This window comes from Spongiibacter sp. (genome assembly GCF_041602295.1).
Taxonomy (GTDB): Bacteria; Pseudomonadota; Gammaproteobacteria; order Pseudomonadales; family Spongiibacteraceae; genus Spongiibacter.
In genome coordinates this window covers 15,791-30,234 of sequence record NZ_JBFIGO010000015.1, presented here as the reverse complement: position 1 = coordinate 30,234, position 14,444 = coordinate 15,791, and the positions used below count along the sequence as shown (strand labels likewise).

At 60.0% G+C, this 14,444-nt stretch carries 14 protein-coding genes; 6 read left to right on the top strand and 8 right to left on the bottom strand.

All coding sequences use genetic code 11. The features are described 5' to 3' along the window. The first annotated feature begins 91 nt into the window (after positions 1 to 91). On the top strand, positions 92 to 826 hold the full coding sequence (rsuA, locus tag ABYM29_RS04725) for a 16S rRNA pseudouridine(516) synthase RsuA (RefSeq protein WP_372862758.1): 735 nt from the start codon (positions 92 to 94) through the stop codon (positions 824 to 826). Continuing rightward, positions 819 to 1,865, top strand: coding sequence for a methyltransferase (locus tag ABYM29_RS04720; RefSeq protein ID WP_372862755.1), 1,047 nt, complete (start codon positions 819 to 821; stop codon positions 1,863 to 1,865). Before rsuA ends, ABYM29_RS04720 begins: the two co-directional genes overlap by 8 nt. Here the strand turns inward: ABYM29_RS04720 and ABYM29_RS04715 are convergent. Then, positions 1,858 to 4,536 carry an AsmA family protein gene (locus ABYM29_RS04715; RefSeq protein WP_372862752.1) on the bottom strand — a complete coding sequence of 893 codons (2,679 nt, stop codon included), beginning with the start codon at positions 4,534 to 4,536 and terminating at the stop codon, positions 1,858 to 1,860. The two genes, ABYM29_RS04720 and ABYM29_RS04715, sit on opposite strands and share 8 nt — an antisense overlap. 119 nt (positions 4,537 to 4,655) lie before the next feature. Between ABYM29_RS04715 and sfsA the strand changes: the two genes are divergently transcribed. Then, the gene (gene sfsA, locus ABYM29_RS04710) at positions 4,656 to 5,360 is read left to right on the top strand and encodes a DNA/RNA nuclease SfsA (RefSeq protein WP_372862750.1); all 705 of its coding nucleotides are present in this window, start codon (positions 4,656 to 4,658) and stop codon (positions 5,358 to 5,360) included. Here the strand turns inward: sfsA and ABYM29_RS04705 are convergent. Both ABYM29_RS04705 and ABYM29_RS04700 read right to left on the bottom strand, forming a co-directional pair. Then, positions 5,357 to 5,695 carry a Rieske (2Fe-2S) protein gene (locus ABYM29_RS04705; RefSeq protein ID WP_372862748.1) on the bottom strand — a complete coding sequence of 113 codons (339 nt, stop codon included), beginning with the start codon at positions 5,693 to 5,695 and terminating at the stop codon, positions 5,357 to 5,359. The two genes, sfsA and ABYM29_RS04705, sit on opposite strands and share 4 nt — an antisense overlap. Further along, positions 5,692 to 6,759, bottom strand: coding sequence for a patatin-like phospholipase family protein (locus ABYM29_RS04700; RefSeq protein ID WP_372862746.1), 1,068 nt, complete (start codon positions 6,757 to 6,759; stop codon positions 5,692 to 5,694). The genes ABYM29_RS04705 and ABYM29_RS04700 overlap by 4 nt, the downstream gene beginning before the upstream one ends. A gap of 91 nt (positions 6,760 to 6,850) precedes the next feature. Here ABYM29_RS04700 and ABYM29_RS04695 point away from each other — a divergent pair, with 91 nt between their 5' ends. The 3 genes from ABYM29_RS04695 (at position 6,851) to ABYM29_RS04685 (ending at position 9,055) form a co-directional block, all read left to right on the top strand. Continuing rightward, positions 6,851 to 7,588: a M15 family metallopeptidase gene (locus ABYM29_RS04695; protein ID WP_372862743.1), complete on the top strand. Its 738-nt coding sequence runs from the start codon at positions 6,851 to 6,853 to the stop codon at positions 7,586 to 7,588. After that, a complete protein-coding gene (gene cysE, locus ABYM29_RS04690; protein ID WP_372862793.1) occupies positions 7,588 to 8,376 on the top strand; it encodes a serine O-acetyltransferase in 789 nt (262 codons plus the stop codon). The genes ABYM29_RS04695 and cysE overlap by 1 nt, the downstream gene beginning before the upstream one ends. Before the next feature lie 196 nt (positions 8,377 to 8,572). Further along, a complete protein-coding gene (locus ABYM29_RS04685) occupies positions 8,573 to 9,055 on the top strand; it encodes a hypothetical protein (protein WP_372862741.1) in 483 nt (160 codons plus the stop codon). Here the strand turns inward: ABYM29_RS04685 and ABYM29_RS04680 are convergent. From ABYM29_RS04680 to nirB, 5 genes are all read right to left on the bottom strand, one after another. Next, complete coding sequence (locus ABYM29_RS04680) at positions 9,052 to 10,068, bottom strand: permease (protein WP_372862739.1); 1,017 nt, start codon at positions 10,066 to 10,068, stop codon at positions 9,052 to 9,054. The two genes, ABYM29_RS04685 and ABYM29_RS04680, sit on opposite strands and share 4 nt — an antisense overlap. Continuing rightward, entirely contained in the window at positions 10,068 to 10,499 is a 432-nt protein-coding gene (gene zntR / locus ABYM29_RS04675) for a Zn(2+)-responsive transcriptional regulator (protein WP_372862737.1), read from the bottom strand. The genes ABYM29_RS04680 and zntR overlap by 1 nt, the downstream gene beginning before the upstream one ends. A 130-nt stretch (positions 10,500 to 10,629) precedes the next feature. Then, positions 10,630 to 11,157, bottom strand: coding sequence for an inorganic diphosphatase (gene ppa / locus ABYM29_RS04670; RefSeq protein WP_372862735.1), 528 nt, complete (start codon positions 11,155 to 11,157; stop codon positions 10,630 to 10,632). A 151-nt stretch (positions 11,158 to 11,308) separates the two neighbouring features. After that, positions 11,309 to 11,626: a nitrite reductase small subunit NirD gene (gene nirD, locus ABYM29_RS04665; RefSeq protein WP_372862734.1), complete on the bottom strand. Its 318-nt coding sequence runs from the start codon at positions 11,624 to 11,626 to the stop codon at positions 11,309 to 11,311. Between the two features lie 80 nt (positions 11,627 to 11,706). Beyond that, a complete protein-coding gene (nirB, locus tag ABYM29_RS04660) occupies positions 11,707 to 14,256 on the bottom strand; it encodes a nitrite reductase large subunit NirB (RefSeq protein ID WP_372862731.1) in 2,550 nt (849 codons plus the stop codon). Between the last annotated feature and the right edge of the window lie 188 nt (positions 14,257 to 14,444).

Sequence of the window (14,444 nt, the reverse complement as noted above, 5' to 3'; positions counted from 1 at the left end):
AGCCCAGGCTCCCGTTTTTTTTGCCAATTTTCTTCAGTTGAACCGGCGTCGAACATTCTCGACAATAGTGGCTTTTGTTGGAAGCCAGTCTGTGAGCAAATCTTCGCCGCCAACGACACTGCGCCTGGATCGATTTTTGGCGACGGTGACCGACTATTCCCGCAGTGATGCCAAGCGCCTGATTAAAGCTGGTGAGATCAGCCTAGAGGGAAAAACACTGCTAGACCCCCGCACCCCAGTAGCCGGCGATGCCGATGTGCGCCTGCGCGGCCAGCCATTGCGCAGCGCCCAACCGCGCTATTTTATGCTGAATAAGCCGCAGGACTACGTCTGCGCTGCTCGCGATCGCCGCCATTTGACGGTGCTGGACCTGCTCGACGAGGACAACCCCGAGCGCCTGCATGTGGCGGGCCGGCTGGACATTGATACCACCGGTTTGGTGCTGCTTACCGATGATGGCAATTGGTCCCATGCGATTACCTCACCCAAGCGAGACTGCTGGAAACGCTATTGGTTGCGCACTGCCGAGCCGATAGCCGAGAAGGCGGTAGCCCAGTTTGCCAAAGGGGTATTTCTGAAGGACGACAAGCAGCGCACGGCGCCGGCTGAGCTAGACATCATTGCCGAGTGCGAGGCGCGCTTGCGGATCAGCGAGGGCCGTTACCATCAGGTAAAGCGGATGTTTGGCGCGCTGGGCAACGCCGTTGTCGACTTGCACCGCGAGGCGATTGGTGAAATAGAGCTGGACGCCAGCCTGGCAGAAGGGGAGTATCGCCCGCTGACCGAAACCGAGCGCGACAGCGTATGGAGTGATCGCCATGAATGATGCCCCCCTACAGCAGCTATACCGGCAACTGGCGCAATTGGACGGCCCCTTGTGGTGGTTTGCCGACGAGCAGGTGAACGATGATTTGCCGGCGCTGCGCGAAGACTGCCAGGTGTTTTGCAATCGCTGCGATACCGCAGCGGCGCTGCGCGAGGTAGGTTTTGCGGTGAGCTTGGGCGACTTTGCCGTGCCGCAAAAGCTCGATGTTGCTCCGCAAGCGGTGGTCTACCGGGTTTCCAAAGAGCGACCACTGGTGCACCTGCTGATCAACGCCGCCATGCAGGCCTTGCCGGTGGGCGGGCAGCTGCTGTTGAGCGGTTATAAAAATGACGGCCTGAAAGGCTATGCCGACAAAATTGCCAAGGTGTTTGACGCCGAGCGCAAGATAAAAAAATGCGACGCCGGGGCCTATCTGGCGACCATTACCAAACGCGGCGAGCGCAACGTGGCCCTGCCTGACAAGAATTATCGCCAGCTGCGCTTGATCAGTGAGTCGCCGGCGCTGTACAGCAAGCCGGGTATTTACGGTTGGCAAAAAATAGACCGCGGCAGCGCCTTGTTGATTGAGCAGTTGCCGCGGTTTTTGCAGGGGCTGAGCAGTCCGCCGCAGCGCGCGGCGGATATCGGCTGCGGTTACGGCTATCTGGCGGTGATGGCGGCCGCTGAGCTGCCGGACTGCGAATGGCTATTGACCGACAATAACGCCACGGCACTGTTGGCCTGCGAGAAAAATAGCGCCGAGCACGGCCTGCGTGCCGAGCTGCACTTGGCCGACTGCGCCGATGGTCTACAGGGACCGGTGGATATTGTGCTGTGCAATCCGCCGTTTCATCAGGGCTTTGCCGTTGAGGGCGAGTTGACCGAGCGGTTTTTGCAGGCGGCCCATCGCTTGTTGAAGCGCAATGGTCAGGCGCTGTTTGTGGTCAATCAGTTTATTCCCCTGCAGCGCAAGGCCGAGGGGCTGTTTCCCGCTGTTGAGCTGCTTGGCGAGGCCGAGGGTTTTCGCGTGTTCCGCCTCGCCAAGCAGGCCGCTAGTTAGCGCTTGTGGGCGCGGCGGTTTGCTGAGTGGCGCCGCCGGACTGAGCCGGGAGCTGCGGGCTGCCATCGGGGTTGAGCAGCGGGCGAGGTTGCAGCAGCTCCTCGGGTAGCTCCTCGGCGGCGGGTATCTCATCCAGCTCGCCGTCGCAGGCACTGCCGGCATACAGGGCGCGTTTCATCAGCCCCTGTGCCACCAGGGACAGACCGCCGGTATAAATCGCTGCGCCGGTGGAAAGGCCAGAGGTGAACATGCCGCCGGGGTCGGCCTCGACCCGCGGCCGGGCAAATGTGCCGCCCAGGCGAATCAGGCTGGCAGCTGCACCGACATTCACACCCACGCCTTTGCGGGCGATGGGCGACACGCCAAATTGTAATTCTTCTTTGCCTAAATCGACGTGGCCAGTGCCAATAATCTTGCTGCTCTCGGTTTCCAGAGCAATGCCGTCTTTGCTGACAAACTTGCCGCGCGCGCCTTTAAAGTGAACAGCGAGACATTCAATTTGGGTGGTTTCGCGTTTCTCACTGAAGGGGTTGAGCTTGTCGATGGTTTCGGTCAATACGTCACTGCCGATAAGGTTGAGGGCATTGCCCTTGGCTTCCAGTCCGGTAATTTTCATATCGATTTGTCCCGCCATGGATGCGGCTAGCGCGGCGGGGCTGTTGCCTTGGGCATTGAGGTCGATGCGAATTTTGCCCTGGCCATGGCTAATGCCTGCGGCTTTTATCAGCCCCAGTTTACCGTAGTCGCTGCCATCGATTTTGAGTTGGCCGCGCAGGCTCGGTACGACCTGGCTGGCATCTAGCTGGGCGCTGATATGCGCCTCGCCGCCGTCGGCATAGATACGGCTGTCGTCGAGATTCAATACGCCGTTGCGCAGACGTGGCTTGAGTTTGGCTTTGCTGATCACGGTGTAGCCAGTATCGATGTCGAGCAGTTCGACGATCAGCTCGCCGTCGATCTGCCGTAAGGCGTCGGTGGCGATGGCTTCCTTGCTAAACACCTTCGCCGCTTTCTTGGCCTTGGTCGGTGCCGGCGTCGCGGTGGGGGTTGCCGTACTCATAAAGTCCGTTGATAGGTGGCGCAGGGCAATATTGCCGTCGAGCTTGGCGTTGGCAGTGTCGCTGCCCGGGCGGTAGCGCAAGTCCAGGTCGGCCTGTTGTTGCCCCAGCGTCGCGTTGGCGCTCAGCTGGATATGCTGGTCACTGCTGCTGAGTTCGGCCTCTAGGCGCATCGCTCCGGCTTCGCGCCAGGGCAGTAAGGCCAGCGACCAAATGTCGGCGCTGCGCGGTGCTTGGCTGGAGATTTTCAGCTGGCTGCCCGCGATACCGTTGAGGTTGACCTTGCCCTCGGCATTCAGGGTCAGCTGTTGTTGGCGCAAGGCCAGCGACAGGGTGGCGTCACTGCCGCGGGTGCGCTTGGCCAGCGGCTGCAGCTGCAACTGGGCATCGATATCGGTGAGGTGGCGCTGGGTGGCTTGCTGTTGAGCCTCGGCCAGTTGCAGCGACAAATTAAGTTGTCGATCTGCTGTTAGTTCACCGCGCACCTTGTGCAGTGTCCAGCCGCTGGCGCTGAGCTTGGCAATGTCGAAACGAGCACTGAGTTGGCGTTCATGCAGCCACTGCCAGTCCAGTTCTGTCTCCGCCTCGCGGTCTTTCGCGGTGCTGTCAGCTGGCGGGCTGTCGCTGGTGAGTGCGGCGCTGAGTGCATCGATATCCAGTGCGGGACTGTTCAGTGTTGCGGCGATGCGCCGCAGATCGCTAGACAGTGTGGCGCTGCCGCTGAGCCGGTTGTCGCCGATACTCAGGGTCAGTGCGCGCAATTCGTAGTCATCAGTGATGTTGAGTTGTGCGCTGAGGGTGCTGGGGGGCAGCGGTGGTGCGGTGACGTCGGCGAGGCTGGCCAGCTGTTCTAGGCTTTGCAGGGCGACGTCGAGTTGCAGTGCGCTGCCTTGAAGGTCCGGGCTTAGCGTCAGCCTGCCCTGGCTGTTTAGCTGGGCGTCGGGGTGTTTAATTGCCAGTTGGTAGTCGAGAATACCAGCCGTGGGGTCAAACAGTACGATGCCGCCGCTGAGCGTAAAGCGCTGTTGACGGTAGGCTAATTCCAAGGTGAATTCGCCGTTGCCGACCTCGGTGCGCTCACCGCGAATTTCTGCCAGCGCGATGTGGTGGCGCTGGTCATCGGCACTGTGCAGGTGAATGTGAGTGTTGCGCAGTACCAGCTGCTGGAAGTTGAAGTCGCCGGGCAGTGTCGCGACACCCGCTTCAGGCTGCTCGGTAGGGGGCGGCAGCGCATCGCCGCGCAACTGCTCGGTGATCCAGTTAAACTCGCCGTCGCGGTTGCCGGCGAGATTGACGCTGAGTCCGTCACTTTCCAGGGACCAAAAGGCGCCGGGTTTGAAGGGCGAGGCGATCAATTTCAGTGACAGCCTATCCAGGGTGAGCAGTGTTGGCTCTGGCCAGTCAGGATTGCTGATACGCAGGCCGGACAGCTCCAGGCGCAGCGGCGCGCGGTGCGACTCCAGTGTGTCCAGCTCAATGTCCAGGCCGGCAAAGCGCTGAGCACCCAGGGTGATGGGGCCGCGCAGCAGCGAGGGCTTAATGACGACGGTGCTGACCCCGGCGACGATAATAAGCAGAAAAATGCTGAGACCGATCAGTGACTTTTTAAACATGCTGTTACAAGGTGTCCGTGAGTAATGCGCCGGGGCTTGTGGCGGCGCGAATCATGCTAGTTTGAGAGCTTGTCGGGCGATGTGCAACGCCCGCGGCGAGTTCGACAAAGGGAGAATCGATGATGCAGTGGCCCTCGCGGTTGGAAGCCGCGACACTGGTGAGGCGCTACAAGCGCTTTTTAGCTGATGTGCGCCTGGACAATGGCCAAACGTTGACCGTGCACTGTCCGAACACCGGGGCGATGACCGGTTGTGATACGCCGGGGAGTCGCGTGTGGTTGAGCCGTAGCGACAACCCCAAGCGCAAATACCCCTATACCTGGCAGTTGCTCGAAGTGGCTGCTGACAAGGTGTGTATCCACTCGGCCTTGGCGAACACGCTGGTGGCCGAGGCATTGGATCAGCGGCTTATCGAGCCGCTCAATGGCTATACCAGCTACCGTCGAGAGCAGCGCTTGGGCGATGGCAGTCGGGTGGATTTTGTCCTCGGCGACGGTCCCGCTGGCGACTGTGCGTTGGAAGTCAAATCGGTGACGCTGCTGGGTGACAATGGCGCGGGCTATTTTCCCGATACGGTGAGTTTGCGGGCGCGTCGTCATGTTCAGGCCCTGCACGAACGGGCGGCCGCTGGCGGTCGGGCTGCACTGTTGTTTGCGGTGTTGCACGAGGGCATCACCACGGTGGCGCCGGCGGCGCATATCGACCCGGCCTACGCCGAGGCCCTGCTGGCCGCACAGCGCGCGGGCGTGCGCTTGTTGGCCTACCGCGCCACTATTAACGAGCAGGCGATGGCGCTGACCGAAGCGCTGCCGTTAGCTATTTAATGGGCGCTGGCGGCGAGGATGTCGTCGACAAACAGCAGGCCATTGTCCACGCGGCAGCGCAGCGGCTGTAAGGCCTCGCCGAGGCAGGGGCCGGCGACACATTCCCCGGTTTCAATAATAAACAGGGCGCCGTGGGTGGCGCACTGGATAAGGCTGTCGTCATAGTCGAGAAACTGGTTTTCCTGCCAGTTCAGCTCAATGCCTAAGTGTGGGCAGCGGTTGCGATACAGGTAGACCTGGCCGTGAAGGCGCACGGCAAACAGTGCCTCACCGTTATGGCTGAGGCTCTTTGAACCCGGGTCGGGGATGTCGTCGATGTGGCACAGTGGACTCATAGGTCGCCGTCTCCGGCGGGGTCGGGCGCCGATAGGCGGTGATCGCCCTCGCTGCTAAAGGCGTGGCGAATGGCCGGTAGCATGCGGTCGACGGCATCGCGCCCTTCGGCAATGGCTTCAGTGGCGTTGCCGAAGTCCAGCAGGCCGATGTGGCCCAGCCGCGGCCACAGCATGATGTCGGCGGGTTCGCCGGCGAGGCGCGAGCGGGTGATGCGGTCCTGCATGATGTTAATTGAACTCATCATGACATTCAGGGTGCCGGGGGGCTCAGGCTTTTTCTCGCCGCTGCGCCAATTGCTGGCGGCTTCTTTGACACTGTTGGCAAAGCGGCCGAAGGCGGCGGCCAGTTGTGAGGCCTCGTCGCTGTCTTCGGGAGCGTCGCTATCATCGAACGGGCCTTCTTCCTCGGACTCTTCTTCTTCGGCCGTTTCTTCTAGGCGCGAGGTTTCGGTTTGCGGGGCGCGAACGTCGCGATCGACCTTGCGCCTCCCCACCAAGTCACTGTTCAAATCGACGCCGATGGTGATGTCGGCGCCCAGGGCCCGGCAGACCGAGACGGGCACGGGGTTTACCAGGCCGCCGTCGACCAGCCAGGAGTCGCGATAGGCCACCGGGGTGAGAACGCCGGGCACCGCCATGGAGGCACGCACGGCTTCCCACAGCGGGCCGCGCTGCAGCCAGACTTCTCGACCGCGGGTCAGATCGGTGGCGACCGCGGCAAAGGGCAGCGCGAGGTCTTCAATATTGGGATTGCCATATTCATGAATGAAATGTTCTATCAGCCGGGTTGCGTGGGCGACACCGCCGGTGGCGGTAAGGCTGACACTCATGTAGTGGAATACCTGGGTGCTGCTCAGCCCCTGAATCCAGTTGGAAAATTCGTCGAGTTTATCGGTTAGATAGCAGGCGGCGATTACTGAGCCAATAGAGGTGCCGACGATGATGTCGGGTTTGATGCCCAGCTCATTGAGCCGCTGAATCACCCCGATGTGGGCCATGCCGCGCGCGGAGCCACTGCCCAGTGCTAAGGCAATTTTCTTGTCGCTGGCTGTGTGCGAATCCACTGTCTTATCACTCCTGGTTTCACCGCTGAGTTGATGGCGTTACTATGATGCCATGACTTGAGCGGCGGACACTATCAGATACCACGCAGACATGGACGATTATCGGCTTACACAACAATTGCTCACCGGGCAGGACCCTTCGGCCATGGTCGATGTGCTGGGGTGTCCGGTGCACCCGGCGCTGGTGGCGCCTTTTGAAGCCCTGTGTGACGATGCCGCGCGGGCCGGCTTTGATTTAAAAATTGTCAGTGGTTTTCGCGGCTTTGAGCGCCAGTTGGCGATCTGGAACGCCAAGGCCAGTGGTCGGCGTCAGCTGCTCGATAGCGGTGGTCGAGAGCTGTGTTTCGAGCAGTTGACTGAGGCGGAGCTGCTAGAAAGTATTCTGCGTTGGTCTGCGTTGCCCGGCGCCTCGCGCCACCACTGGGGCAGCGATATAGATGTTTACGATGCCGCAGCGGTGCCGGCTGGCTACGCGGTACAGCTCAGTCCCCAGGAGGTCGATGACGGCGGCCCCTTTACCGCCCTGCACGACTGGCTGGACCACCAGTTGGCGAATGGCGCGGGTTACGGGTTTTTTCGCCCCTATGCTCACGACCGCGGTGGTATTGCGCCGGAGCGCTGGCATTTGAGTTACGCGCCTCTGGCGGCGCGTTGTGAATCGGGGCTGAGTGTGGCGCGGCTGCGCAACGTGCTGAGTGATGCCGATATGCTGCTTAAGGATGCGGTGTTGGCGCAACTTGATGAGGTGTACCAACGCTATGTCGCGGTGCCCAAGGAGGCCTATCCGTCGGCATACGCGGCATTGTTGGCTGAAGGAGAGTGGGGTTGATCTTAACGGTAGAACAGTTGTGGGCGGCCATGCAGCAGGAGGCCAGGGACTTTGGTCGCAACGAGCCTGTGCTGGCAAGTTTTTACCACGCGAGCATTTTGAACCACGAACACTTTGCGGCGGCCTTGAGCTTTCATATCGCCGCCAAGCTGGGTTGTGACTCGGTGCCGGCGATGTTGCTGCGCGATGTGGCTGGCGAGGCCTATGCGGCTGACCCGGAGGTGTTGGCCGCGGCGGTGGCTGATATCTGCGCTCATTACGACCGCGACCCCGCCTGCGACCACTATGGTATGCCGTTTCTGTATTTCAAGGGTTTTCAGGCGATTCAAGCCCACCGACTTGCTCACTGGCTGTGGCAACAAGGGCGCGAATCGCTGGCGCTGTTTTTGCAAAACCGTATTGCCACGGTGTTCGATGTGGATATTCATCCGGCGGCGCGTATCGGTCGCGGCATAATGATCGACCACGCCACTGGGGTGGTGATCGGCGAAACCGCGGTGGTGGGCGATAATGTGTCGATGCTGCACTCCGTCACGCTGGGTGGCTGTGGCAGCAGTGGCGGCCAGCGTCACCCGCAAATTGCCGACGGCGTGTTGATTGCCGCCGGAGCCAAGGTGTTGGGCAATATTCTGGTTGGCGAGGGGGCAAAAATTGCCGCGGGCAGTGTTGTCCTGAACCCGGTGCCCGCTCACACCACAGTGGCCGGTGTGCCCGCCAAGGTGGTGGGGCGCCCCTCGCAAGAGATTCCGGCGCTGGATATGGACCAGCATATCAACGGCGACGACTGAGCTCGCCAAGCTGCTTTTTGTTCAAAAAAGCAGCAAATTCCCGCGTAAATTGTGATTTGTCAAGGAATCGCATGCGGCGGCTTGATAATTCCGTCAGAAGAGTTAGATTACATTGTGCTTCAATAGTGCCATTGCGGGTGGTGCGCAGTCCCCCGCGAGGATAAAACTATAAAGAATCAGCAAAAGTGAGGTGCTTGTGAGCGTTAAGTTATTAGATAACAAGGCTTTTTATGGGTACCGTGTGCGTCGCACGGTGGCGGGTGAGCTCTATCAGGAGTATTTTTCGCTGAAGAAGGATGGCAAGCGCTTGGAAGGCCGCGCAATGAAAGCGGTGGAAAAACAGGCAATTGCACGCGATGAAGAACTGGAAGCCCAGCAGAATCGCTATCTGGAAGAGACCAAAGAGGAGCGCTGCTTTAAATCTGACGGCAGTGTGCGCGGTATCAGCTACCTGCTGAAAACCGAAAAAAGCGGCAATCTGACGCCTATTTTCCAGGTTGGGGTGGCTTCAAAGGTCGAAAAGAAAACGGTGTGCACCAGCTTTTCACTGAATGCCCACGGCACTGAAGAAGCTTGGTTGAAGGCGGTTGATGCCTATGCCCGCCACAAGTCTATTCGCAAGAACTCCAAGCTGTATCAGCGCCTGCTTGAGGCCAAGCCCAAGGTCGCTGCCTCTTAGGCAGATAACCAGCGGCTTAAGGTGTGCTCGCGCAGCGGTTTAATTGCCGCCAGTGCGAGTAGTAGCAGCGCGATAAGCGACAGCCATTGCGGTAGCATCGCGTGCTGGTGGCTGTGGCCTGCACTAATTTGCCAGCCGAAAACCGCGATCAATTCATCCAGTATCAAGCCCGCGGCAATACTGATTGCACTAACGGTGCCGAGGTAGGCCAGCAGTGCGCGGCGCCCCAACTCCTTGTGAACCATGCCCACGGCGGCGATGTTGCTGGCGGGGCCCGCAAGCATAAAGACCAGTACTGCCCCAGGGGATACCCCGGCCAAGAGCAAGCCTGCAGCGATGGGGGTGGAGGCGCTGGCGCAGATATACATAGGAATTCCCACCAAGACCATGGCGATCATCGCCAGCGGCCCACGCGCCCACTCTGTCAGCCATTCACTGGGTACAAAGGTCTGTACGGCGGCGGCGAAGAGCATGCCAATCAGCAGCCACGGCAACATATCTTGCAGCAATCGGCCGAAGGTATAGTGCAGGCCTTGGCGCCAACTACTGCCGGTGTCGGCCGGCTGAGATTTGCTGCAGCAGGGGCGATCGACGCCGCCGGGGGACGGGCGGGGCGCTTCGTGCCAGCCGGTGAGCAGGCCGGCGGCAATGGCATTGACTATGGCCACAATGGGGCGGGCGATGGTCATGATCGGGCCCAGCAAACCGTAGCTCAGGGCAATGGAGTCGACCCCGGTTTCCGGGGTGGAAATTAAAAACGATACCGTGGCGCCTTTTGAGGCGCCGGCGCGGCGCAGGCCCATGGCCACCGGCAGCACTCCGCAGGAGCACAGCGGCATCGGTGCGCCCAGCAGCGCCGCCTTGATCACTGAGCCGATGCCGGGCTTGCCCAGTTGTCGCTCCAGTAGCGAGCTTGGCAGCCAGGCCTTCATCAGGCCGGCAAGGGTCAGCCCCAGGACTAATAGCGGCGCGGCATCGAGGCTCAGGCGGTAGAGATTGGCTGCAAAGTCCATTAGTGCGCCTCCTGGTTGAGCTGTAAGTCGGAGTCCAGCGCCAGCAAAATGCTGCAGTGGTTGGCCGGCACATCGCCGCCGCAGCAGGCATCGACGACCTTGCTCAGCGCGTCGCGAATGCTTTGTAATTCGCGCAGTTTGCGGTCCACCTGGGCGAGTTTTTCTTCGGCAATGCCGCGCACATCGCCGCAGGACTTGGCCAGGGGGTCGACGCGAATGGCCAGCAGTTCGCGGATATCCTCCAGACTGAAGCCCATGCCTTTGGCGCGCAAAATAAATTCCAGCTGCTTGACCGAGGCGTCGTTGTAAAAGCGGTAGCCGTTGGCACTGCGGCCGGTGGCTGCCAGCAGCCCCTCGCGTTCGTAAAAGCGCAGGGTTTCCACCGTGCAGTTCAGCTGTTTGGCCAGTTCGCCAATGCGTCGTTGGGTCATGACTTGCTCCTTGAGTCTCTTAGCTTGAGTCTAGCTTAGAGCCTGTAGCTTACTGCAGGGTCAAGGGCTGGTCGCAGGGCAAAAAAAAGCCCGGTGACCTTGCGGTGACCGGGCTTTTTGCTGCGTGGGCTTAGCCTTTGTAGGCGGCCGCCGCTTTTTCAACTTCGGCCAGGGCTTCGGCGCTGCCGGCCCAACCGTCGATTTTCACCCACTTGCCTTTTTCGAGGTCTTTGTAGTTCTCGAAGAAGTGCTCGATTTGCTTAATCAGCAGCTCGGGCAGGTCTGAGGGCTCTTTAACGTCTTTGTATAGCACGCTCAGTTTGTCGTGGGGAACGGCCAGCAGTTTGGCGTCTTGGCCCGCTTCGTCGCTCATATTGAGGATGCCGATGGGGCGCGCGCGGATCACTGAGCCCGGCACTACGGGGTAGGGAGTTACCACCAGCACGTCCAGCGGGTCGCCGTCTTCGGACAGTGTGTTGGGGATATAGCCGTAGTTGGCGGGGTAGAACATTGGCGTGGCCATGAAGCGGTCGACCATCAGGGCGTCGTAATCTTTGTCGATTTCGTATTTGATGGGGCTGCTGTTGGCCGGGATCTCGATGGCGACGAAGATGTCGTGCGGAAGCTCTTTACCTGCTGGGATAGAGTTATAGCTCATGATTGATTTCCGTTGTCAGCTGTGTGCGGGGTGTAAAATTCGCGCAGATTATAACTGCTAGTGGGGCGAATACCAAAATAGATAAAAAAAGCCGGCTGCCCGGGGAGAGGGCAACCGGTGAAGGGGAGACGAATCCTTGGATGACGACTTGTTAGATTTGCACCTGCACCAGGCCATCTTCGTGGCGCGCTGGAAAGCTGCGCACGGAGATGCTGTCGTCTTCCAGGCAGTGTCCGGCCTCGAGGCTAAAGTGCTGCTTGTACAGCGGTGAGGCGACCACGAGGGTGTCGTTGAGGTTGCCAACGATGCCCCGTGCCAGCACGTTGGCTTGGCTGAACGGGTCTTTGTTTTCGATGGCGTAAACCTGGTCGTCGACCCGGAATACGGCAATTTGGGTGTCGCCCACCAGCGCCGCAGCACCGGCATTTGGCAGCAGGTCGTCGAGCTTGCAGAGGGTAGTCCAGCTCATGGGGTTTCTCCGTTGTTCGCTGGGGCCGTTGGTACGGCCCTCGGTATGGCTGTAGTAAAGGGCTTCCTGTCAGGGAGGCCTCAGGCAACGGCGATCAAATCGCTGTTAAGTTGTTTTTCCTCTTCGGTAGCCGGGCGAATCTGACCGCGCTCTTCGACAAATACGATGTCGGCGTCAGGGCTGTCGGCATTCACGAAACTGCGGAACTGCTTGAGCTTGTCTTCGTTTTCGATGGTGGTTTTCCATTCGCACTGGTAGCTATTCACGACGTGCTGCATTTCGGCTTCCAGTTCGTCACAGATGCCCAGAGAGTCCTCGATCACGACTTTGCGCAGGTAGTCGATGCCGCCTTCGAGGTTATCCATCCACACCGATGTGCGCTGCAGGCGATCGGCAGTGCGCACGTAGAACATCAGGAAGCGGTCGATGTACTTCACCATGGTCTCGGTGTCGATGTCCGAGGCAAACAGGTCGGCGTGGCGCGGCTTCATACCGCCGTTGCCGCACACATACAGGTTCCAGCCTTTCTCGGTGGCGATCACGCCCACGTCTTTGCTCTGCGCCTCGGCGCACTCGCGGGTACAACCGGACACTGCCATCTTCAGTTTGTGCGGCGAACGCAGGCCCTTGTAGCGGTTTTCCAGGTCGATGGCCTGACCGACACTGTCCTGCACACCGTAGCGGCACCAGGTTGAACCAACGCAGGACTTCACCGTGCGCAGCGACTTGCCGTAGGCGTGGCCGCTTTCAAAGCCGGCGTCGATCAGTTCCTTCCAGATCAGCGGCAGCTGGTCGACGGTGGCGCCAAACAGGTCGACGCGCTGGCCGCCGGTGATTTTGGTGTAGAGATTGTATTTCTTGGCGACGCTGCCCACCGCGATCAGGCCGTCGGGCGTGACTTCGCCGCCAGCCATGCGCGGTACCACTGAGAAGGTGCCGTTGTTCTGCATATTGGCCAGGAAGCGGTCGTTGGTGTCCTGCAGACCGGCGTGCTGGGGCTCCAGGATGTAGTCGTTCCAACAGGAGGCGAGGATGGACGCGGCGGTCGGCTTACAGATTTCGCAGCCCTTGCCCTTGCCGTGTTTGTCCAGCAGCTCGTCGAAGGACTTGATCTCGCCAACGCGCACCAGGTGATACATTTCCTGGCGCGTATAGGGGAAGTGCTCGCAGAGGTCGGTGTTCACCTCCACGCCGAGCTTGCTGAGTTCGGCATTGAGTACCTGACCGACCAGAGCGGTACAGCCGCCGCAGGTCGAGGCCGCTTTGGTGCAGCTCTTCAGGTCGCCAACGGTTTGCGAGCCGGCTTGAACGGCTGCGCAGATGTCGCCTTTGCTGACATTGTTACAGCTACAAATTTGCGCGCTGTCAGGCAGGGCGTCCACGCCCAGACCGACACTGGCACTGCCGTCGAGGTTGGGCAGGATCATCGCCTCGGGGTGCTCGGGCAGCTCGATGCTGTTCAGTGCGAATTGCAGCAGGTTGCCGTAGTCTTCGGCGTCGCCGACCAGTACCGCACCCAGCAGGTGTTTGCCGTTTTCGCTGACCACGATCTTTTTATAGACCTCGGCCTGCTCGTCGATAAAGGTGTAGGACTTGGCGCCGGGGGTGGCGGCGTGGGCGTCGCCGATGGAGGCGACGTCGACACCCATCAGCTTGAGCTTGGTGCTCATATCGGCGCCGGTGAACTGCTGGTCTTCGCTGCCGCCCAGTACGTGGTTGGCGGCGACGCGAGCCATTTCATTGCCGGGGGCGATCAGGCCGAAGATGCGGTTGTTCCACAGCGCGCACTCGCCGATGGCGTAAATGGCGGGGTCGGAGGTCTGGCAGTGATTGTTAACAGCGATACCGCCGCGCTCACCGATGTCCAGGCCGCTCTGGCGGGCCAGGGCGTCCTGCGGGCGGATGCCGGCGGAGAACACAATGATGTCGGTTTCCAGTTCGGCGCCGTCGGCAAAGCTCATTTTGTGCAGGTGCTGCTCGCCGTCGCCAATGTTCTGGGTGTTTTTCTGGGTGTGCACGCCCACGCCCAGGTCTTCAATTTTCTTGCGCAGCAGGGCGCCGCCGCCATCGTCGACCTGCACGGCCATCAGCCGGGGGGCAAATTCGATAACATGGGTTTGCAGGCCGAGGTCTTTGATCGCCTTGGCGGCTTCGAGGCCCAGCAGGCCGCCGCCGATAACCGCGCCAACTTTGGCGTTTTGGGCTGCAGCAGTAATGGCTTCCAAGTCTTCAATGGTGCGGTAAACGAAGCAGTTGTCACGCTCGTGGCCCGGCACGGGGGGAACAAAAGGAAATGAGCCGGTAGACAGGATCAGCTGGTCGTAGGCATAGCTCTCGCCCTTGTCGGTGCTGACCAGTTTGGCGTCGCGGTCGATGGCGACGGCTTTTTCGCCACATTTAACGCTGATGTTGTTGGCTTCGTAAAAGCCCTCCTTCACCATATTCAGTGACTCGGCCTCGCGGGTTTCAAACCAGGCGGTCAGGTGTACGCGGTCGTAAGCGGCGCGGGGTTCTTCGCCGATTACGGTAATGTGGTAGTCGGCGGCTTTGCCACTGTCGACAATTGATTCAAGAAACTGGTGGCCAACGGGGCCGTTGCCTATGATCAGCAGACGCTGTGGATTGCTCATGATGACTTCCTTTGCTTCTTTCTACCTATGGCGGCTTGGAGTTGCGACCGCGTTTGTAAGTGCGCCTGTTTCGGCTCGGTAGCCACATAAAAGCAAAAGATGTGCCAGCGCTGATTTTTGTTTTTAAGTTATTGATTTATAAGACTTGTTTGCTTTCTTGTGACGGCTTGTGGTGCATTTTAGTGCCG